Annotated in this window: 17 protein-coding genes; 5 read left to right on the forward strand and 12 right to left on the reverse strand. The window is 68.4% G+C overall.

Annotated elements, in window-relative coordinates:
* Positions 1 to 45: 45 nt before the first annotated feature.
* On the reverse strand, positions 46 to 957 hold the full coding sequence (gene ttcA / locus ABE483_RS03850) for a tRNA 2-thiocytidine(32) synthetase TtcA (RefSeq protein ID WP_313211177.1): 912 nt from the start codon (positions 955 to 957) through the stop codon (positions 46 to 48).
* Positions 958 to 1,053: 96 nt separating this feature from the next.
* Between ttcA and ABE483_RS03855 the strand changes: the two genes are divergently transcribed.
* Positions 1,054 to 1,257: a DUF465 domain-containing protein gene (locus ABE483_RS03855; protein WP_313211176.1), complete on the forward strand. Its 204-nt coding sequence runs from the start codon at positions 1,054 to 1,056 to the stop codon at positions 1,255 to 1,257.
* A 334-nt stretch (positions 1,258 to 1,591) separates the two neighbouring features.
* Here the strand turns inward: ABE483_RS03855 and plsB are convergent, their stop codons facing one another.
* Both plsB and ABE483_RS03865 read right to left on the reverse strand, forming a co-directional pair.
* Positions 1,592 to 4,306, reverse strand: coding sequence for a glycerol-3-phosphate 1-O-acyltransferase PlsB (gene plsB, locus ABE483_RS03860; protein WP_346481144.1), 2,715 nt, complete (start codon positions 4,304 to 4,306; stop codon positions 1,592 to 1,594).
* Entirely contained in the window at positions 4,306 to 5,274 is a 969-nt protein-coding gene (locus tag ABE483_RS03865; RefSeq protein WP_313210637.1) for a hypothetical protein, read from the reverse strand. The genes plsB and ABE483_RS03865 overlap by 1 nt, the downstream gene beginning before the upstream one ends.
* On the opposite strand from ABE483_RS03865, the gene ABE483_RS03870 reads away from it, so the two are divergent.
* Positions 5,273 to 5,398 carry a hypothetical protein gene (locus ABE483_RS03870; RefSeq protein WP_313210635.1) on the forward strand — a complete coding sequence of 42 codons (126 nt, stop codon included), beginning with the start codon at positions 5,273 to 5,275 and terminating at the stop codon, positions 5,396 to 5,398. The genes ABE483_RS03865 and ABE483_RS03870 overlap by 2 nt on opposite strands.
* 25 nt (positions 5,399 to 5,423) lie before the next feature.
* Here ABE483_RS03870 and pyrF read toward each other — a convergent pair whose 3' ends face one another.
* Positions 5,424 to 6,149, reverse strand: coding sequence for an orotidine-5'-phosphate decarboxylase (gene pyrF, locus ABE483_RS03875; protein WP_313210633.1), 726 nt, complete (start codon positions 6,147 to 6,149; stop codon positions 5,424 to 5,426).
* Positions 6,146 to 7,069, reverse strand: a complete 924-nt coding sequence (locus tag ABE483_RS03880) for a 5'-nucleotidase, lipoprotein e(P4) family (protein WP_313210631.1) — start codon at positions 7,067 to 7,069, stop codon at positions 6,146 to 6,148. Before ABE483_RS03880 ends, pyrF begins: the two co-directional genes overlap by 4 nt.
* A gap of 111 nt (positions 7,070 to 7,180) precedes the next feature.
* On the opposite strand from ABE483_RS03880, the gene ABE483_RS03885 reads away from it, so the two are divergent.
* Positions 7,181 to 7,849, forward strand: coding sequence for a DUF480 domain-containing protein (locus ABE483_RS03885; RefSeq protein ID WP_313210629.1), 669 nt, complete (start codon positions 7,181 to 7,183; stop codon positions 7,847 to 7,849).
* Positions 7,850 to 7,980: 131 nt separating this feature from the next.
* Here the strand turns inward: ABE483_RS03885 and ABE483_RS03890 are convergent, their stop codons facing one another.
* Complete coding sequence (locus ABE483_RS03890) at positions 7,981 to 8,517, reverse strand: GNAT family N-acetyltransferase (RefSeq protein ID WP_346462762.1); 537 nt, start codon at positions 8,515 to 8,517, stop codon at positions 7,981 to 7,983.
* Between the two features lie 186 nt (positions 8,518 to 8,703).
* On the reverse strand, positions 8,704 to 10,680 hold the full coding sequence (locus tag ABE483_RS03895; protein WP_176990295.1) for a UvrD-helicase domain-containing protein: 1,977 nt from the start codon (positions 10,678 to 10,680) through the stop codon (positions 8,704 to 8,706).
* A 162-nt stretch (positions 10,681 to 10,842) separates the two neighbouring features.
* On the opposite strand from ABE483_RS03895, the gene ABE483_RS03900 reads away from it, so the two are divergent.
* Both ABE483_RS03900 and ABE483_RS03905 read left to right on the forward strand, forming a co-directional pair.
* Positions 10,843 to 11,532: a hypothetical protein gene (locus ABE483_RS03900; RefSeq protein ID WP_313219821.1), complete on the forward strand. Its 690-nt coding sequence runs from the start codon at positions 10,843 to 10,845 to the stop codon at positions 11,530 to 11,532.
* A 47-nt stretch (positions 11,533 to 11,579) separates the two neighbouring features.
* Complete coding sequence (locus ABE483_RS03905) at positions 11,580 to 12,200, forward strand: thymidine kinase (protein ID WP_313210619.1); 621 nt, start codon at positions 11,580 to 11,582, stop codon at positions 12,198 to 12,200.
* On the opposite strand, the gene ABE483_RS03910 is transcribed toward ABE483_RS03905, so the two are convergent.
* The 5 genes from ABE483_RS03910 to ABE483_RS03930 form a co-directional block, all read right to left on the reverse strand.
* Positions 12,201 to 13,802: a glucan biosynthesis protein D gene (locus tag ABE483_RS03910; RefSeq protein WP_313210617.1), complete on the reverse strand. Its 1,602-nt coding sequence runs from the start codon at positions 13,800 to 13,802 to the stop codon at positions 12,201 to 12,203.
* Positions 13,803 to 13,881: 79 nt separating this feature from the next.
* Positions 13,882 to 16,725, reverse strand: a complete 2,844-nt coding sequence (locus ABE483_RS03915; RefSeq protein WP_346481145.1) for a protein kinase — start codon at positions 16,723 to 16,725, stop codon at positions 13,882 to 13,884.
* A gap of 30 nt (positions 16,726 to 16,755) precedes the next feature.
* Positions 16,756 to 17,319: an ECF-type sigma factor gene (locus tag ABE483_RS03920; protein WP_313210613.1), complete on the reverse strand. Its 564-nt coding sequence runs from the start codon at positions 17,317 to 17,319 to the stop codon at positions 16,756 to 16,758.
* A gap of 65 nt (positions 17,320 to 17,384) precedes the next feature.
* On the reverse strand, positions 17,385 to 18,197 hold the full coding sequence (mutM, locus tag ABE483_RS03925; RefSeq protein ID WP_313210611.1) for a bifunctional DNA-formamidopyrimidine glycosylase/DNA-(apurinic or apyrimidinic site) lyase: 813 nt from the start codon (positions 18,195 to 18,197) through the stop codon (positions 17,385 to 17,387).
* 74 nt (positions 18,198 to 18,271) lie between these two features.
* Positions 18,272 to 18,649 carry a hypothetical protein gene (locus ABE483_RS03930; protein WP_346481146.1) on the reverse strand — a complete coding sequence of 126 codons (378 nt, stop codon included), beginning with the start codon at positions 18,647 to 18,649 and terminating at the stop codon, positions 18,272 to 18,274.
* Between the last annotated feature and the right edge of the window lie 3 nt (positions 18,650 to 18,652).

Genomic DNA, 18,652 nt, shown 5'->3' on the forward strand with positions numbered 1-18,652 from the left:
TCCAGAGTAAGAGCGTGAAAGGGAGGGCGGGCGCACCGGCGTGGCTCAGGCCGGGCCGGAGGCGTCGCCGAGGTCGTGGGCAGTGCCGGCCCAGGCCGGCGGATCGGGCAGCGGGGCCGCCGCGGCGCGCCCCAGTGCCATGAAATCAAACAGGGCCGGATCGGCCAGCTGCGAGGGATGGATGTTACCCAGCGCGCGTGCGATCTGGTCGATGCGCCCGGGCTGCTCGCGCTCCCACTGCTGCAGCATCTGTTCCACCTGGCGGCGCTGCAGGGTGTCCTGGCTGCCACACAGCGTGCAGGGAATGATCGGGAACGCACGCGCCTGCGCGTAGGCGCTGATGTCTGCCTCGCCCACGTAGGCCAGCGGGCGGATCACGATGTGCTGGCCGTCGTCGCTGCGCAGCTTGGGCGGCATCGCCGAGAGCTTGGCGTGGTGGAACAGATTGAGGAAGAACGTGGCCACGCTGTCATCGCGGTGGTGGCCCAGCGCGATCTTGGTGTAGCCGTGTTCGGCCGCATGCCGGTACAGCGCGCCACGGCGCAGACGCGAGCACAGCGAACACATCGTGCGGCCTTCCGGGATCACCCGGCTGACCACCGAATAGGTGTCCTGCTCGATGATCTGGAACGGCACACCGATCGAGGCCAGGTACGTCGGCAGCACCTGCTCGGGAAAGCCCGGCTGTTTCTGGTCCAGGTTCACCGCGACCAGCTCGAACGGTACGGGCGCTTTCTTCTGCAGCTGCAACAGGATGTCGAGCAGGGTGTAGCTGTCCTTGCCACCGGACAGGCACACCATCACTTTGTCGCCCGCCTCGATCATGCCGAAGTCGGCGATGGCCTGGCCGACCTGGCGCCGCAGCTGCCGCGCCAGCCGGTCCTGCACACCGCCGGGCGCACGCGGATCGCGGGCGCGCGGGACGGGATCGGGCAGGCGGATGACAGCAGCGCTCATGCACGCATTCTACCGGCTGCAACGCGCCCTCACAGGGGCCAGGAAGTGACTGCGTTCACTCCCGGCGGTCATCCGGGATGTGTATGCTCGGAGCTTGTGGACACCATGACACCCGCCGATATCACTGCCCGCCTTGCCGTCCTTCGGCAGGAGCATCGTGCGCTGGACGATCAGATCCTGCGCATGGCCGCCAACGGCGACGATGAGCTGGACGCCAAGCGCCTGAAGCGGCGCAAGCTGCAGTTGAAGGACTGCATCGCCAAGCTGGAAGACATGCTGATTCCGGACGAACCCGCGTAGAGCCGACCGTTGGTCGGCTGCCGTTCGTCCCGATCACCGCCCATGTTCCGGGGGTAGAGCCGACCGTTGGTCGGCTGCCGTTCGTCCCGGCGACATGAACCCCTGTCATGTGGCTTCGGACGGTGGTCAGCGTCGGTCAATCGGTGCACGCCGTGTTGCCTGGTCTGCGGACGCTTGTGCCGCGCTTGCGCGCGGGTACCGACCAACGGTCGGTACCTACGAATTGCTGGCGAACGCAATTAGATTCGGATACGTCCGGATGCGTCCGGCTGCGTGCGGATGCGTCCGGATGCGTGCGGATACGTCCGGATGCGCCTCGGCGCATCCGCTTCCGTCAATCCGTGCTGACCGGCTCTTCCGGTTTGGCCGCTTCCGGGCTGACACGCTCGATGGTATGGCGCAGTTCGCGGCCGAGGATGAATTTCGCATCCTTTGCCCACGCGTCCAGGCGCGCATCGAACAGCAGTTTGCTGTTTTCATCGGGCCACACCAGGCGTAGTTCGCGCAGCTTCTGGATGAAACCGCGGAACAGGGTGCGGTCGAAGAACTCCGGCGCGGCCGGCGCATAGAGCAGGCTCAGACGCTGTGCAGCCTGCTGGCACAGGCTTTCCAGCTCGGCCGCGCCCAACGTGCCGGGGCCATTCTTCACCAGCACCGAGATCGCGATGTAATAGCGCTCGAACGCCTGCTGCAGCGAATGGCCGATCGCGCGCAGGCGGAAGACTTCGTCGGTCTGCCCGGTGTTGCGCGCCAGGATGCCGCCGTCGTCATCGTTGATGTTCTGCAGCAGCCCTTCGCGCACGAACACGTTGATGGTCTGCTCGATGCGCTGGGCGAACTCGTCTTCGGTCCACGGCAGGAACAGCTCGGCCTGCAGGAACGGATACACCGTGCGGCCCAGCTGGACCAGCCCGGTACGGCTCATGCGGCGGTTGTTCTGGAAGCAGCAGGCCACCCACGACGAGGCCGTGAACAGGTGGATGACGTTGTTGCGGAAGTAGCTCAGCAGCACCGCGGTGTCGCCGCTCACGCTGAGCACGTCGCCCAGCGGATGCTTGATGCGGGTGAGGACGTTGATCTCCTCGGCGTGGGCGATGATCCGCTCCGGCGAGTGCGGGGTCACCGTCACCCGGTCCGAGTACGGCATCTCGACCAGCAGGGTCTTGCACAGTTCGATCTGCGCGATCAGGTCCGCCTCGCCCATCGCATGCTTGGGCGTGGACAGCAGCGCCAGCGCGAGCAGGTTGATCGGATTGACGTCGGCCGCGCCGTTGATATGCACCTGGATACGTTCGGCCAGGTGATCCACCGTGCCGGACAACCACGAGGGCTTCTCGTCCTCGCCGACCGGTTGGCCGTTCCAGTCCGGCGCACGCTGGGCGAGCACGTCGTTGAGCGCGATCGGCTCGCCGAAGTTCACCACGACCTGGCCGTAGTTCTGCTTGAGCACCTTCGGGATCGACCACAGCAGCGACCAGATCGATTCCTTTTCCTTCGGCCGCCCGGACAGTTCGTCCAGGTAGCTGCCGCCTTCCATCAGCTTTTCATAGCCGATGTAGACCGGCTGGAACAGCACCGGCTTGCGCGGCTGGCGCAGGAAGGCGCGCAGCGTCATCGAGATCATGCCGCCCTTGGGCTGCAGCAGGCGCCCGGTGCGCGAGCGGCCGCCTTCGACGAAGTACTCGATCGAGTAGCCGCCGGCGACCAGCTGCGCCACGTATTCGCTGAGCACCGCCGAGTACAGCGCGTTGCCACGGATCGAGCGGCGGATGAAGAACGCACCGCCCTTGCGCAGCAGCGTGCCGACCACCGGCAGGTTGAGATTGATGCCGGCCACGATGTGCGGCGGCACGATGCCGCGGTCGTACAGCAGGTAGGACAGCAGCAGGTAATCCATGTGGCTGCGGTGGCTGGGCACATAGACCACTTCGTGCCCGGGCGCGGCCGCCTTGAACTTGTCCAGGTGGTGGACCAGCACGCCGGCATAGATGCGGTTCCAGACATGGCTGAGCATGAAGCTGGCCGAGCGCACCACGGGACTGGAGTAGTCCGCGGCAATTTCCCACGCGTAGGCGTGGGCTTTTTTCCAGGCATCGGCCGGCTTGGAGTTGTCGCGCTTGGCCTGTGAGGCGATCGCTTCGCGCACGGTGTCCGCGTCGAGCACCTTGTCCACCAGCAGGCGGCGGGTCGACAGATCCGGCCCGATCACCGATTCGCGGATGCGGCGGAAATGGGTGCGCAGCACGCGCTGCAGCTTGCGCACGGTGCGCTCGGGGTCCAGCCCCTCATCGACCGTGGTGCGCAGCGAGATCGGCGGGGCAAAGCGCACGATCGTGCTGCGGCCGTTGAGCAGCACCGCCAGCAGGCGACGGAAACGACCCACCAGGGCCCAGTTTTCCGAGAACAGCACCGCGAACCAGCCGCTTTGCTTGTCCGGCGCGCGGCCGACGAAGATCGACACCGGCACCAGGTGCACGTCCAGCTCGCCGCGGGCGCGGTGCGCCTGCAGGACCTTGGCCAACGAGTCCGAGTGGGTCTTGGCGCCACGCTGCTCGGGGATCAGCGAGTTGCTGCTGCTCCGGCGCGACAGGGCCAGGTAGGCGCGCTTGCGCCCGGTCGGGTCACCGGCGATCGGCACCAGCGGCGAGGGCAGGCCGGCTTCGCGGCAGGCCTTGTCCAGGATCAGCGCGTTGGACAGACCGTAGTCCTCCAGCACGTAGACCACCGGGCGGCCGTCGTTGTACTGGCCGGGGTGCTCCGGTTCGATCTTCAGCGACAGCCACGGCTCGACCAGACGGCCGAGCATGCGCGCCCACCACGGCGGGCGACCGCTGGGGGGGCGGGTGCCGGGCACGATCGCGGACGGCGCAACAGTGGACGGCTCCGCCTCGACGGCAACGGCCTCCACGGGCGCGCCAGCGGCCGGTGGAACCGGGGCGGCAGCACCGTCGGACGGCACGGTATCGGGCGACGAGGACGTAGCGTCCGGCGTCTTGGGCGGCTCTTCGCCGGGGAAAGGCAGGGGATTCTGGTTCGGCATCGGCTTCATTATGGCTTAGCCGGTGCAGAAGCACCGTCCTTGACCGTCGCAGCCGCCTCTGCTTCAGCGGCCTGGCGGGCATCATGTTCAGCTTGCGCGGCGTCGGCGGCCTGCAGCAGCGCATCGGTGTCTTCCAGCGTGCGGGTCACATACCAGTGCCCGTCGCGCCGTGTCATCCGCACCTGGGCGTCGATCTGCTCGCCGGCCAACGTGTACTGGATGCGCACCACGGCATCGTCGCCCAGCTCGGACGTCAGCTCGCCACGCAGCTCGGTCAACGCCGCGTCCAGCGACAGCCCGTAACTGGCCAGCGCAGTCTTGAAGGCCTTGATGAAGGGGCCGAGGCGACGCAGGCTCTCTTCCATGCCCGCGGCCTGCAGTTCGGCATCCGTGGACAGCCCCGCAGTGCGCGCGGTAGCGGTGAGCAGGGTGATGGTCGTCTTTGCCCGCTGCTTGTCGGTCAGTGGCGCCGCGGCGGCCCAGCGGCTGAGCGCCTTCACCACCTGGGTGTAATGGGCGCGCTCGCTGTCGCTGTACTCGCTCTGGTTGCTCAGGTACTGCTCGCCGAACAATCCCATCGAGTGGGCCGCCTGGCGGACCTGCGTGGCCTGACCGGCGATCTGGGTATCGAACGAGCGTTGCAGCCGCTGCGGCGCATCCGGCCGCGACAGCGCGGCCAGCATCGGCAACAACTGCCCATCCAGTGGCAGCTCGGTCAGCGGCCAACGGCTGTGCCCCTGACGCCAGGCGCCCTGCAGGCGGGCGTACTGGGTGGGCGGCACCGCTGCCTTCGCGTAGCCGACCAGATCGTTGTCGGCGACCCGCTGCGCCAGTTGCTGCAGGGCCGCGACCGGCTCGGACGCCGGTGCATCCGGATCGATCTGCTTGTCCCTGCAGGCACTGAGCAGCACCAACCCGCACAGGGCCAGCGCCAACGCCTGCCCTCGGTACTGCCACGGCTTCAACGACATGGACATGAATTCGGACTCCCCGGACCGGTCCGCATCTTGCGGCCTGTTCGGTGACAGCGGCAAGCCGGCAGACCTGCCGACCCTGCGCTCGGTGCGCAAGCCCTTGAATGTACAGAAAAACCGCGTGTGACGGAGCGTCCGGCCCCGTCACCGCCTCAGCGCGCGGCGAGCGCCTGGGCGATCTCGGCCTGGAGGGCGCGCGCGGCGGCCTGCGGGTCGCTGGCGAGCCGGATCGGGCGGCCGACCACGATCGCATCGGCGCCGTCGGCAAAGGCCTGGGCCACGCCGACGGTGCGCTTCTGGTCATCGCCGACCGGACCCCCGGGGCGGATGCCCGGGCAGACGATCGAGAACCCGGCGCCGGTGGCGGCGCGGATCGGCCCGGCCTCCTGGCCGGAGGCGATCACCCCGTCGATGCCGGCGGCCTGGGCGGCCAGCGCGCGTTCCACCACCACCTCGACCGGCTCGCGGTCGATGCCCATCTGGGCCAGGTCGCTGCGGCCCATCGAGGTCAGCACGGTCACCGCCAGCAGGCGCATGTCGCTGCCGTTGGCGGCCGCGCAGGCCTCCATCATCGCCGGGTGCCAGCCATGGATGGTGGCGTAGCTCACCGGCCACTGCGACAGGCGCTTGATCACCGCCGCAGCGGTGGCCGGGATGTCGAAGAACTTGAGATCGACGAACACCCGCTTGTCGCGTGCGGCCAGTGCATCGAGCACCTCGAAGTACTCGCCGGAGGCCAGCAGTTCCATGCCGATCTTGTAGAACGACACGGCATCGCCGAGACGATCGACCCAGGCCAGCGCATCGTCGCGGCCGGGCACGTCGAGCGCGAAGATCAGGCGCTCCTCGTCCCGCAGCGGCAGCGGCGCGCGGCTCACGGTGCGTAATCCAGCGCGGCGCGCTTGGCGTCGTGGCGGGCCTGGCGCGACTGGCTGTAATCGTTGTTGAACTGGGCCGGCTCGAAGCCGCCGTAGGTCGGGTTGGGCAGCATCCACCAGCGCTCGCCGAACCAGTCGTGATACTGCTGCAGCAGCGCGTCACGGCCATCGTTGGTGTTGGCGGTGACTTCCACGAAGTCGCCCAGCTGGTCACCGAACTGCATCAGCACGCGGTATTTCTGGCCGGCCAGGCGGCGGCGGCAGTTCTTTTCGCTGCCGGCCTGCTCGCAGCCGTCCACCACGGTGCCCAGGCCGAGGAACACGCTGTCATCGGCCACCGGCAGGCCCTGCTCGCGCAGGTTGGCCAGGGTGGCCTCCTTGAGGTGGACGGCGCGGTTGGAGATGTACAGCAGGGTCACGCCCTTGGCATTGGCGGCCTTGGCGAAATCGACCACGCCCGGAATCGCCTTGGCCTTCTTTTCAGCCACCCACTGGTCCCAGCTCAGCTCGTCGTATTCCTTGCCATCGCGCACCAGGCGGGCCTGGTAGGGCGAGTTGTCCAGCACGGTTTCATCCACATCCAGCACCACGGCAGGCTTCAGGCCCTTGGCGGCATTGCCGCGTTCTTCAGGCACCAGCGCGTCCCAGTTGGGCTCCTTGAGTGCCTTGTCCAGGTGATCGGCCGCCGAACGGTAGGTCTGCTCGGTGATTGCCCGGTACTCCTGCGAACGCTGCATCCACAGCACCGCGTTGAGGTTGTCATTGGCAGCCACGGCGGCATCGCCGGTGGCGACCGGCGCGCTCGCCGCGGCAGCGGCCGCCGGCGGGGCGGCATCGGCCGGGGTTTCAGTGCGCTTGCAGGCACTCAGTGCCAGCACGGCACAGGCAAGCACGGACAGGGAAACAGCACTACGACGCATGGCATTCACCGGCAACAGATTCGCGCCAGTTTACCGGCTTGTCCCGCGGCATTCATGCCACAGGCGGGGCTCGGCTATGCTGCACGCCCCTGAAACACCCCGGAGCGCCCCATGACCGACGACACCCAGACCCCTGCCCTGCCCGTGCTCAGCGCGGCCCAGGCCCGCGCGTTGGGCTGCCTGATCGAGAAGGAGGCGACCACCCCGGACGCCTACCCGCTGACGGTCAACGCCGCCCAGGTGGCGGCCAACCAGAAGACCGCCCGCGAGCCGGTCATGGCCCTGTCGGCCGGCGATGTGCACCACGCGCTGCGCCAGCTGGAGACCCTGGGCCTGGCGCGCCAGCAGTACTCCTCGCGCGCCGAGCGCTACGAGCACCGCGCCGGTGCCGCGCTGGACCTGACCCGCCAGCAACTGGCCATCCTGGGCCTGTTGCTGCTGCGCGGCCCGCAGACCCTCAATGAACTGCTGACCCGCAGCGAGCGGCTGGTCCGCTTCCAGGACGTGGACGAACTGCGCCACCACCTGGAGCGCATGATCCAGCGCGGCATGGCGATCCAGCTGCCGCGCGCCAGCGGCCAGCGCGAAGACCGCTACATGCACCTGATGGCCGGCCCGGTGGACGTGCAGGCCTTGGCCGAGCAGTACCGGTCGGCGCCGTCCGGCGGCGGCGGCAGCGCTGCCAATCCGGCGCTGGAGTCCCGCGTGCAGCAGTTGGAAGCCACCGTGGCCGAGCTGCAGGAACAGCTGGCGGAGCTGCGCGCACAGTTGGGGGGGTGAAGCGCAGCCGACCCACGGTCGGCTCTACCCGTGCTGCGATTGGCTGGGGGGTGAAGCGCAGCCGACCAACGGTCGGCTCTACCCGTGCTGCGATTGGCTGGCGGTGAAGCGCAGCCGACCCACGGTCGGCTCTACCGTTGGGGGGCCGGCGCGCCCGGGGTGGCGAACAACAGCACCACGTCTTCGTTTGGCGGCGGCAGCAGCAGGTCCCCCCGATCCTCCATGCCCAGCTTGCGCAGCAGCGCGGCGGAGCGCACGTTGTCCGGCGAGACGATGCCGTACAGATCGGCATGACCGAGCACATCGCGTGCGTAGTGCATCACCCCGCGCGCGGCTTCGAATGCGTAGCCGTGGCCTTCGTACTGCGACAGCAGTGCATAACCGATATCCGGTGCCGGCAGCCCGGCGCGGCGGACCAGACCGGCGTTGCCCAGCCATGCGCCGTCCTCGCGGCGGATCACGGCGTACATGCCAAAGCCATTGAGGGTGTAGCTGCCGAGCACGCGCTCGGCGGTGTAGTCGCGCGCCTGCGCCAAGGTGCGTACGCCGCGGTCGGCGATGTTGCGGATGAAGCCCGGCTCGTTGAGCAGGGCCAGCATGTCGGCCGCGTCATGATCGGGATCGATCAGGCGCAGGTGCAGGCGGTCGGTCTGGATCACGGCGGACATGCGGGTACCGGTGGAAAGCGATACACCGATTGTGCAATGCGCGCCCCGAACACGGTAGAGCCGACCGTTGGTCGGCTGCGGGAACACGGTAGGGCCGACCGTTGGTCGGCTGCTCTTCGAGCCGGGATACGGCAGCCGACGCGCTTTGGGCAGCCGACCAACGGTCGGCTCTACCCGTGCGGTGGGTCAGTCGAACAGGGCCTGGATCGCGGCCAGGCCCGCGCTGGCGCGCTCTTTCTTGCGCGCAGCGTCGGCGACGGGGTCGGCACCGTCGCGCTGCATTTCCTCGGCGGGTATCTCGTCGAAGAACCGACTCGGCTTGAGCCGCACGTGCTCGCCGAACTTGCGGGTGAGCTTGCTGTAACTCATCCACAGCTGCACCTTGGCGCGGGTGATACCCACGTACAACAGACGCCGCTCTTCCTGCAGGTTGCCTTCGTCCAGGCTGACCTGGTGTGGCAGTACGCCGTCCTCGCAGCCGATGATGAACACGTACGGGAATTCCAGGCCCTTGGAGGCGTGCATGGTCATCATCCGCACCTGGTTGCCGCCGTCGTCCTTGTCGTTGCGCGAGAGCAAGGCCAGCTGCGCGGCCAGATCCGCCGTGGAGGCACCCCGCGGGCCGCCTTCGAACCACTGCGCCAGTTCTTCCAGGTTGCCGAGGCGGCGCTGGTAGACCGACTCTTCCTTGCACGCACTGCGCAGGTCCGAGACCAGCCCGGAATCCTTCACCAGCTTGCGCACCAGATCGCCGGAGCTGAGCTTGGGCATTTCCGCGCGCAGATCGCGAAGGATATCGGTGAAGCGGCTCAGCCCGTTGGCCGCGCGCGGTGGCAGCTGCGAGAGCGCCCCGATCGCTTCGGCGGCATGCGCCATCGGCAGGTCTTTTTCCGAGGCCAGCTCGGCCAGCTTGGCCAGCGTGCCGGCACCCACTTCGCGCTTGGGTGACTGCACCGCACGCATGAACGCCGTATCGTCATCCGGGTTCACCAGCAGACGCAGCCAGGACAGCGTGTCCTTGACCTCCTGCCGTTCCAGGAACGCGGTGCCGCCGGTGATGTGGTACGGCGCACGCACCAGCTGCAGCGCTTTTTCCAGCGGCCGCGACTGGAAATTGCCGCGGAACAGGATGCAGAAATCGCTCCACGGAATCTTCTTGGAGGTGGCCAGGAAGGAGATTTCCGCCGCGACCTTTTCCGCTTCGTGCTCGCTGTTGCGGCACTCCCACACACGGATGCGCTCGCCGTCGGCCTGGTCGCTCCACAGCTTCTTGAGGTGTTCGTGCGGGTTGTTGGCGATCAGCGCGTTGGCCGCGCGCAGCACGCGGTTGGAGCAGCGGTAGTTCTGCTCCAGCTTGATGATTTCCAGCGCAGGATAATCGCGCGCCATCTGCTGCAGGTTTTCCGGGTTCGCACCGCGCCAGGCGTAGATCGACTGATCGTCATCGCCCACGCAGGTGAAGTTGCCCTTGCTGCCGGCCAGCTGCTTGAGCAGCCGGTACTGCGCATCGTTGGTGTCCTGGCATTCGTCGACCAGCAGGTAGCCGATGCGTTCGCGCCAGGCGATGGCGATCTCCGGATTCTCTTCCAGCACCTGCACCGGCAGGCGGATCAGATCATCGAAATCGACCGCGTTGAACGCAGTCAGGCGCAGCTGGTAGCGCTCGTAGACGCTGGCCGCTTCCTTCTCGCGCGTGCTGCGCGCCGCGGCCATAGCCTGCTCGGGTGAGAGGCCGGCGTTCTTGGCGCGCGAGATCAGGTTCTTCACGTCCTCGATGTCGTCCGGCTTGGCCCCGTACATCAGGTCCTTGACCTGCGCGGTCGAATCGTCGGCATCGAAGATCGAAAAGCCGCGCTTGAGCCCGACGGCCGCATGTTCAATCTGCAGGAACTTCAGCCCCAGCGCGTGGAACGTACAGATCGTCACTTCATCGGCGTCGTCACCGCGCAGGCGCTTGGCCACGCGCTCGCGCATTTCCTTGGCCGATTTGTTGGTGAAGGTGATCGCCGCGATCCGCCGCGCCGGGTAGCGCTTGCTGGCGATCAGCTGGCCGATCTTCTCCACGATCACGCGCGTCTTGCCGCTGCCCGCGCCCGCAAGCACCAGCAGAGGACCTTCGCAGTGCATCACTGCCGCGTGTTGGGGAGGATTGAGACCGTGCATGCCATCTCCAGGGGAGGGGCATTGTACCGGGCCTTGGTCAGCCCGCATCGACGTGCCACCAGCCGGATTGACGCCTTCACGGGGCTGGGGTATCCATTGTCCCGATCAACGCAGAGGACGCGACGCATGGCAATCGTCAGGAAGGCAAGCCGGGTATGCACCATGATCGCCGCCCTGGCCGCGCTGCCAGCGTGGGGGCAGTCGAGTCAGCCGGACCTGCGCGCGCAGGATGCGCAGGACACCCACACCTTTCTGGCCAGCCATCCTGACCTGCGCTACCGCAAACTCGGCAAGGAGGCGCAGGCGCGTGGCCGCCTCGAAGAGGCGCGGCGCTTTTACCGGCTCGGCGCGCGCCATGCCGACAAGTTGTCCCAGGCCGCGCTTGCCGAGATGTGGTGGAACGGCCAGGGCGGCGATCAGGATCGGGCCCTGGCCTATGCCTGGATGGACCTGGCGGCCGAGCGCGGGACCGAATTCCTCCTGGTGCTGCGTGAGCGGTACTGGGCCGCGCTGACCCCGGACGAACAGACCCGCGCAGTGCAGCAAGGCCAAGCCCTGTACGCGGAGTTCGGAGACACGGTCGCCCAGCCCCGACAGGAGCGTGAGCTGCGTCGTGGCCTGCTTGAGGTCACTGGCAGCCGCACCGGCTGGGTCGGAGGCATGCGCATGCTGGTCCGCGATGATCGTGGCAAGCGTTACGTGGAACCGGACGTGTTCTATCGGGACGAATACTGGCAGCCTGACCAGTACTGGCACTGGCAGGCACAGCAACTGGAGGCCGCCGGGCGTACCATCGGCACCGGCAGCGTCGAGGTCGGCATCCCCACCGCCGTACCCGGTTCCCAGGACTGAATGAACACGGCACCATGCCCGGGCGCCCGAGCGGATAAAATCCCGGCATGGCCAAGCTCTATTTCTATTATTCGGCGATGAACGCCGGCAAGACCACCACCCTGCTGCAGTCGGCGCACAACTACCGCGAGCGGGGCATGCGCGTGGCCATCCTGACCCCACGGCTGGATGATCGCGCCGGGCGCGGCGTAGTGGCCTCGCGGATCGGCCTGAAGGCCGACGGGATCGCGTTCCAGCAGGACACCGACCTGCAGCAGCTGATCGCCGAGGACATAGCCACGCACGGCCTGCTGGGCTGCGTCCTCGTCGATGAGGCGCAGTTCCTGACCCGCAGCCAGGTCTGGCAGCTCAGCGAGGTGGTCGACCAGATGCGCATCCCGGTGCTGTGCTACGGCCTGCGCACCGATTTCCGCGGCGAGCTGTTCGAAGGCAGCCAGTACCTGCTGGCCTGGGCCGACGAGATGCAGGAGATCAAGACGATCTGCCACAGCGGCAAGAAGGCCACGATGACCGTGCGCGTGGACGAGCACGGCCACGCGGTGCAGGACGGGCCGCAGGTGGAGATCGGCGGCAACGAGCGCTATGTGTCGGTGAGCCGCGCGGAGTTCAAGAAGATCACGCGCGGCGAGGGAAGAATCGACCCGGCACAGGCCCCACTGCCGCTTTGATCAGTACAACGTGCGCTCCGGCGCACCCTTCGGCGGCGGGCTGTACTGGTACAGCCAGGTTTCGGTCAGCGTCTTGCCGCCACTGCGCAGGTACAGGCGGATGTCGATCTGCTCGGTGGAATCGTCTGGCGGCACCAGATCGAACATGGCGCGGTAGCCCTTGATCTCGCGCAGCGGGCGGGCCGAAACGATCTCGGTGCGGCCACGGCTGACCTGGACCACGGCTTCCACCTCACCCTTGTCGATCAACGCGGCCAGTTCGCCGCCTTCGAAATCGACCGCGAAGCGCCAGGAGAAGTACTCGCGCCGCTTGCCGATCACCCCGCCCAGGCCGGTGCGGCTGGCCACGCAGTGTGCCAGCGGCGTACGCGCCGGCGGCTCGGCGCCCCAGTACAGGCGGTAGCCGAGCAGCAGCTCCTGGCCCGGCTGCGGCTTGGCCTCGGGATTCCAGAACGCCACGATGTTGTCGAAGGTTTCATCCACGGTCGGGATTTCGACCAGCTGCACCGAGCCCTTGCCCCACTGCCCCTTCGGTTCCACCCACAGGCACGGGCGCTTCTCGTAGAAGACGCCGTCGTCCTGGTAGTGATCGAAATTGCGGTCGCGCTGGAGCAGGCCGAAGCCGCGCGGGTTGTTGTCCACGAACATGTTGAAGCGCAGGTGGTACGGGTTGCACAGCGGCCGCCAGATCCATTCACCGGCCCCGGTCCACATCGACAGGCCGTCGGTATCGTGGATCTCCGGGCGCCAGTCCCAGGCCATGCGGCGGTCGTTCTCGCCCACCTGGTACATGCTGGTGCACGGGGCGATGCCGAGCCGCTCGATCGCCTTGCGCGGGTACAGCGCGCAGTCGATGTCCATCAGCAGCACATCGCCGTTGGTGATCGCAAAGCGGTAGGCGCCGGTGGTGCTCGGCGAATCCAGCAGGGCGTACACCACCAGCGTGTTGGAGTCGGCCGCCGGCTGCTCGAGGTAATAGGCGATGAAATCCGGGAACTCCTCGGGCTTGCCCGTGCCGGTATCGATCGCCAGACCGCGCGCGGACTGGCCGTACTGGCCCTCTTTGCCGACTGCGCGGAAATAGCTGGCCCCCAGGAATGCGGCGAAGTCGCGGTCGGTGTCCTTGCGGGTGTTGAGACGGAAACCGGCAAAGCCCAGGTCGGCCGGCAGATGGCTGCCCTTCAGGCCACTCTTGCCGTAGTCGAACGCGGCGCCGTCGTAGGCCAGCTCCTGCGCCTTGCCGTCGGTCACGTCGAACATCCGCACCGGCGAGTGGAAGTACAGGCCGAGGTGGAAGAACTTGGCCTGGTAGCGACCGGGCTGGTCGGCCCACAGCGCGTGATCCTGGCGGTACTGGATCGACTGGTACTGATCCCAGTCCAGCGCTTCGACCGGACCCGGCAGGGTGCGCTTATGGCTCTGGTAGGCAGCCTGGGACAGCGCGCGGGCCTGCCCCTTCAGCGAGGCGAAATCGAACGGCTGCGGCTCGCCCAGCCGGCGCAGGCCGACCTGGTTGCCCTGCGCGGCACACGCCGGCAGTGCAGGCAGGCCGAAAGCGGCCAGGGCCACGGAGGCATTGCGGAGGAAGTCGCGTCGTTGCATGCAGGCAGCGATGGCAAGGGAGGGCCGGCCATCATAGGCACGCAGACGTTAATTCGCCGAGGTGAATGCGCGGCGGCGTTCAGCCAGCGTGCTCAGGGGCGGCCGCGACCTGCGCCGGTGCGCATGCCTGCCGCATCTGGTTCACCTCCTGCAGCAGCTGCCCGCCCTGCGGCCACTGTGCCTGCAGCTCCTGCTGCAGCTGCCCCAGCGCCTCACGCGCACGCGCCGGTGCGCTCGTGCAGTCCAGCTCCGCCATCGCGGCGCGGGCGCGCCAGCGCAGGACGCGGCTGCCCTGATCGGCGGCGTCGCCCACCAGCAACGGGGCCAGCGCGCGGCGTGCTTCCACGGCCTGGCCCATGCGGCCCAGATTGCGGCCCCAGGCCAGTTGCAGCGCGCGCTGCAGCGCCGGGCTGGACGGACCCGCCCGGTCCACCCGGCGCATCAGCGCCGCCAGTTGCTCGCCGGCCTGATGCGGGTCGCCGTAGGCGCTGACCAGTTCGGCCATGCGCCGATCCGCCTGCTGCACGGACGCATCGTCGTCGCCCCGTTGCGCCGCCTGCCACTGCCGGCCCTCATGCAGGGCAGCCAGCGCCGCCTGCCAGCGCCCCGCCTGGGCCAAGGCTTCGCCCAGGTCATACAGGCCCTGCGGCAGCAGCCCCACGCAGTCGGGTTGCCGCCAGATCGCCACCGCCCGGGCGAAGTCATCGATCGCCACGGTGCTGTCACCGCGCTCCAGTGCCAACCGGCCCAGCGCGTGCCAGGTCAGCCCGGTGTCGCGGTGTTGCTCGCCCAGGGCCTGCCGGGTCAGGTGATGGACCTGCTGCAGCTGGGTCTGGGCCTGCTCAAGATCACCGCGCTGCATCGCCAGCAGGGCACGCAAGCGACGGATCGACAGGGTTTCCGGGTGATCCGGCCCATACATGCCCACCGCATCGGCACTGGCGATCTTCAGGGCCCGCTCGGCCGCGTCCAGATCGCCCTGCGCAGCCAGCGTCTCGCCCATGTGCCGGCGCAGCGCGATCAACTGGGGATACCGCACGGTGTCACCGGCCTGCAGCAGCTGCAGCGCTTGCCGGTAGCCGGCCAGTGCCGCCGGGGCGCGGCCATCGTCGCTGTCCAGTGCGGCCAGGTCGGCCAGGCTCTCGGAGGTGCCGGGGGTATCGCGCAGTACATCGCGCCGCAGCACCCGTGCCTGTTCGAAGGCGGCGCGGGCGTTGTCGCGGTACCCCAGAAGTTGTTGGCAGCGCCCGAGTTGGGTGTGGTACTCGGCCACGGCCGCCGGCAGCCGCAGGCGGTACTCGGCGGCCAGCGCCTGCATCGGAGTGAGGTGGGTCACGCACTCGCGCGAGCGGCCCAGCATGCGCAGCGCACGGCCGCGCTGGGTCACCGCTTCCAGCTGCAGGGTGGGCGGCACCTCGCCGGCCTCCTCCAGCAGCGCGCGTTGTCGGTCCAGCGTCTGCAGCGCCAGCTGGTAGTCGCCCATGCCGATCCGCAGCCGGCCGATCACGCCCTCCAGCTCGGCCAGCGACAGCGGTTGATCGCGCAGTTCCGCCTCACCGCGTTGCTGACCGGTGGCCAGCAGCTGGCGCAGATCGAAGCTGCCATGGCGCACGCCGGCGGCGCGGTCGAACAGGCCGACCGTGAAATCCTGCATGGCCTGGGCACGCGCGATCTCCCGCCGCGCCTGCTGCATCTGCCACAACGCAGTCAATGCCAATGCGAGCAGCGCCAGCACGGCCATGCTGCCCAACGCTACGCCCCAGCGATGCCGCCCCAGATATTTGCGCAGCCGGTAGCCCACATGCTGCGGGCGCGCGTGGATCGGACGGCCTTCGAGGAAGCGGCGCAGGTCCTGGGCCAGGGCTTCCACCGAGGCGTAGCGCTGCGCAGGTTCCTTCTGCAGGGCCTTGAGCAGGATGGTGTCCAGATCGCCGCGCAGGCGCCGCGACAGGCGCCGGGCTGCCCCGGCCTGTTCGCCACCGGCGGCGGCCACGCGCGCCATGACGGCCGAGGCGCGCGGTGCCTGCACCTCCAGGATCGAGCGCTCCCACTCGGCATCGCTGTGCCGGCGCAGGCGATAGGGCTTCTGCCCGGTGATCACCTCGAACAGCACCACGCCCAGCGAGTACACATCGGTCAGCGTGGACACCGGCTCGCCGCGGACCTGTTCCGGCGCGGCGTAGTGCAGGGTGAACGCCCGCGCTTCGGTGGGGGGATGCACGGGTGGTTTGCCTTCGTCATCGTCGAGCAGCTTGGCGATGCCGAAATCCAGCAGCTTCACGTCGCCCTCGGCCGTGACCAGGATGTTGGAGGGCTTGAGGTCGCGGTGCACGATCAGGTTGGCATGCGCATGGCTGACCACCGCGCAGACCTGCAACATCAGCTGCAGCCGCCGCTCCAGCGGGAGCGCCAGGCGCTGGCAGTGCTCGGTGATCGGCTCGCCTTCCACGTAGGCCAGCGCAAGGTAAGGCTGCCCCTGCAGATCCACGCCGGCATCCAGCAGATGGGCCAGGTTCGGGTGCTGCAGCCGCGCCAGAATCTCGCGTTCGCGGCTGAAGCGCTGACGCAGGCCGGGATCGGCGTAGCCGCTGCGCAGCAGCTTCAGCGCGACCTGGCGCTCATACAGGCCATCGGCGCGCTCGGCCAGCCAGACCTCGCCCATCCCGCCCTCGCCGAGGGGCCGGAGCAAGCGGTAGGGGCCGACGCGCGTCCCCACCCGGCTGTCCTCCGGCGCGGCGGTCCACAGCGGCTGGGCCAGGAACTCGTGGCTGTCGCGCTCATGCGCGAGCAGGCGCTCCACATCGTCGGCCAGGCCCGGATCCTCCACACGCAGGCGCGCGAGCCGCTGCTCACGCGCCGGTTCGGGCAGTTCCAGCAATTGATCCAGCAGGCAGGACAACTGCCGCCAGCGTGACGCCTCCATCGGTCCTCTCCCCGGACGATGCGTGGCCTTTCAGGGCTCCCCGACCGAAGCCAGCAGGAACATGCGCGCCTTCTGCCAGTCGCGGCGGATGCTGCGCTCCGAGCGTTGGCACAGATCCGCAATCTCCTGCTCGGACAGGCCGGCGAAGTAACGCAGTTCCACCACCTTGGCCAGGTGTGCATCCACCGCATGCAGCTGGGCCAGCGCCACATCCAGCGCCAGCAGATCTTCATCCAGACGCACGCCGCTGCTGCTGTTCTCCGGCAGCTCCACCCGCTTGAGATCACCGCCGCGCTTGCGCGCGAGCCGGTTGCGTGCGTAATCCACCACCACGCTGCGCATCGCCGAGGCGGCGTAGGCGAAGAAATGCGCGCGATCCTCGAAGCGGGCCGCGCCGCGGGAGCCGAGCAGCTTGAGGTAGGACTCGTGCACCAGCGAGGTGGCATCCAGGGTGCGTCCCTGCTGCCCGGCCAGCTGCCGGCGGGCCATGCTGTGCAGCTCGTGATAGAGCAGGGTCAGGACCCGGTCGAGCGCGGCGCGGTCGCCCGCCCGGGCCGAATCCAGCCATACGGTGATATCCGGTGCTTCGTCCATCGCACACCCCCGCCGGTGACGTTGGGCGGACTATACCGCCCGGTGGGCGACAGCCGCGCGACGATTCAGCGCTGGCAGTGCCCGCACCAGACGCTGGCGCGCTGGCCGATGGTGGCGTGGCGGAGCAGCCGGCCGCACTGGCGGCAGGGCTCGCCTTCACGCCCGTACACCAGCAGCTCCTGCTCGAAGTACCCCGGCGCCCCGTCCGGATTGATGAAATCGCGCAGGGTGGTGCCGCCGCGGGTGATGGCGTAGGCCAGGATCTGTTTCACCGCATCGGCCAGGCGCTGATAGCGCGCGCGGGAGATCTTGCCGGCCTCGCGCAGCGGGTTGATCCCGGCCATGAACAGGCTTTCGGCGGCATAGATGTTGCCCACCCCGACCACGATGCCCTGGTCCATCAGGAAGGTCTTCACCGAGGCGCTGCGGCCACGGCTGCGGGCGAACAGGTAGTCGCCATCGAACGCGTCATCCAGCGGCTCGGGCCCCAGCGCTGCCAGCAGCTCATGGGTCTCCCCGGCCGGCTGCCAGAGCAGGCTGCCGAACCGGCGCGGGTCGTTGAAGCGCAGCAGGCGGCCGTTGTCCAGGCTGATGTCGACGTGGTCGTGTGCGCGCACCGGGGTGTCGCCGGGCAGTACGCGCAGGCTGCCGGACATGCCCAGGTGCAGCAGTGCGCTGCCAATGGCGGTATCGAGCAGCAGGTACTTGGCGCGGCGGCGCACGCCCTGGATGGCCTGCCCGGGGAGCAGCGTACTGATCTCCGGCGGGATCGGCCAGCGCAGGTCGGGCCGGCGCAGGATCACGCCGTGGACGTTGCGGCCTTCCAGGTGCGGGGCCAGGCCGCGACGGGTGGTTTCTACTTCGGGAAGCTCGGGCATGGGGGGATTCTAAGGCGTCCCCCGATGAACCGCGGTAGAGCGGGCGCTGCCTCGCGGCGGTCCGGGCGCGACGTTCAGCGCGGCGGCGCAGCCAACTCGCGCGCACTCAGATACCCGTCGCCATTCGCATCCTGTTTGTGGAACCGCTGGATCAGCGCCTGCCGCTGCTGCTCCCGCGTGATCGACGGGCCTTTGCCACCGGGCAGCTCATCGGCGCTGAGCACGCCATCGCCGTTGCGGTCCATGCGGTCAAAGGCGTACAGCAGCCACTGCACGTATTCCTCCACGCTGACCCGGCCGTCGCCGTCGGTGTCCATGCGCTGCAGGTAGCTGCCGGTATCCGTGACCTGCGCCTGTGCCGTCGCGCCGAGCAGGCCCACGGCCAGGCCCACACACGCGAAACGCCGCACAAGGCGGCGTTTCGCGGAGACGTTCCCGGTTGGGAAGCGCATCGA

Origin of the sequence: Stenotrophomonas sp. TWI602 (genome assembly GCF_039674045.1) — a bacterium.
In the GTDB taxonomy this organism is placed as follows: Bacteria; Pseudomonadota; Gammaproteobacteria; order Xanthomonadales; family Xanthomonadaceae; genus Stenotrophomonas.

Coding starts and splice junctions, on each gene's coding strand:
- ABE483_RS03900 (WP_313219821.1), top strand. CDS start 10,843: ATGATCGCCGCCCTGGCCGCGCTGCCAGCGTGGGGGCAGTCGAGTCAG.
- ttcA (WP_313211177.1), bottom strand. CDS start 957: ATGAGCGCTGCTGTCATCCGCCTGCCCGATCCCGTCCCGCGCGCCCGC.
- ABE483_RS03920 (WP_313210613.1), bottom strand. CDS start 17,319: ATGGACGAAGCACCGGATATCACCGTATGGCTGGATTCGGCCCGGGCG.
- plsB (WP_346481144.1), bottom strand. CDS start 4,306: ATGAAGCCGATGCCGAACCAGAATCCCCTGCCTTTCCCCGGCGAAGAG.
- ABE483_RS03930 (WP_346481146.1), bottom strand. CDS start 18,649: ATGCGCTTCCCAACCGGGAACGTCTCCGCGAAACGCCGCCTTGTGCGG.
- ABE483_RS03905 (WP_313210619.1), top strand. CDS start 11,580: ATGGCCAAGCTCTATTTCTATTATTCGGCGATGAACGCCGGCAAGACC.
- ABE483_RS03910 (WP_313210617.1), bottom strand. CDS start 13,802: ATGCAACGACGCGACTTCCTCCGCAATGCCTCCGTGGCCCTGGCCGCT.
- mutM (WP_313210611.1), bottom strand. CDS start 18,197: ATGCCCGAGCTTCCCGAAGTAGAAACCACCCGTCGCGGCCTGGCCCCG.
- ABE483_RS03880 (WP_313210631.1), bottom strand. CDS start 7,069: ATGCGTCGTAGTGCTGTTTCCCTGTCCGTGCTTGCCTGTGCCGTGCTG.
- ABE483_RS03895 (WP_176990295.1), bottom strand. CDS start 10,680: ATGCACGGTCTCAATCCTCCCCAACACGCGGCAGTGATGCACTGCGAA.
- ABE483_RS03885 (WP_313210629.1), top strand. CDS start 7,181: ATGACCGACGACACCCAGACCCCTGCCCTGCCCGTGCTCAGCGCGGCC.
- ABE483_RS03865 (WP_313210637.1), bottom strand. CDS start 5,274: ATGTCCATGTCGTTGAAGCCGTGGCAGTACCGAGGGCAGGCGTTGGCG.
- ABE483_RS03915 (WP_346481145.1), bottom strand. CDS start 16,725: ATGGAGGCGTCACGCTGGCGGCAGTTGTCCTGCCTGCTGGATCAATTG.
- ABE483_RS03890 (WP_346462762.1), bottom strand. CDS start 8,517: ATGTCCGCCGTGATCCAGACCGACCGCCTGCACCTGCGCCTGATCGAT.
- ABE483_RS03870 (WP_313210635.1), top strand. CDS start 5,273: ATGAATTCGGACTCCCCGGACCGGTCCGCATCTTGCGGCCTGTTCGGT.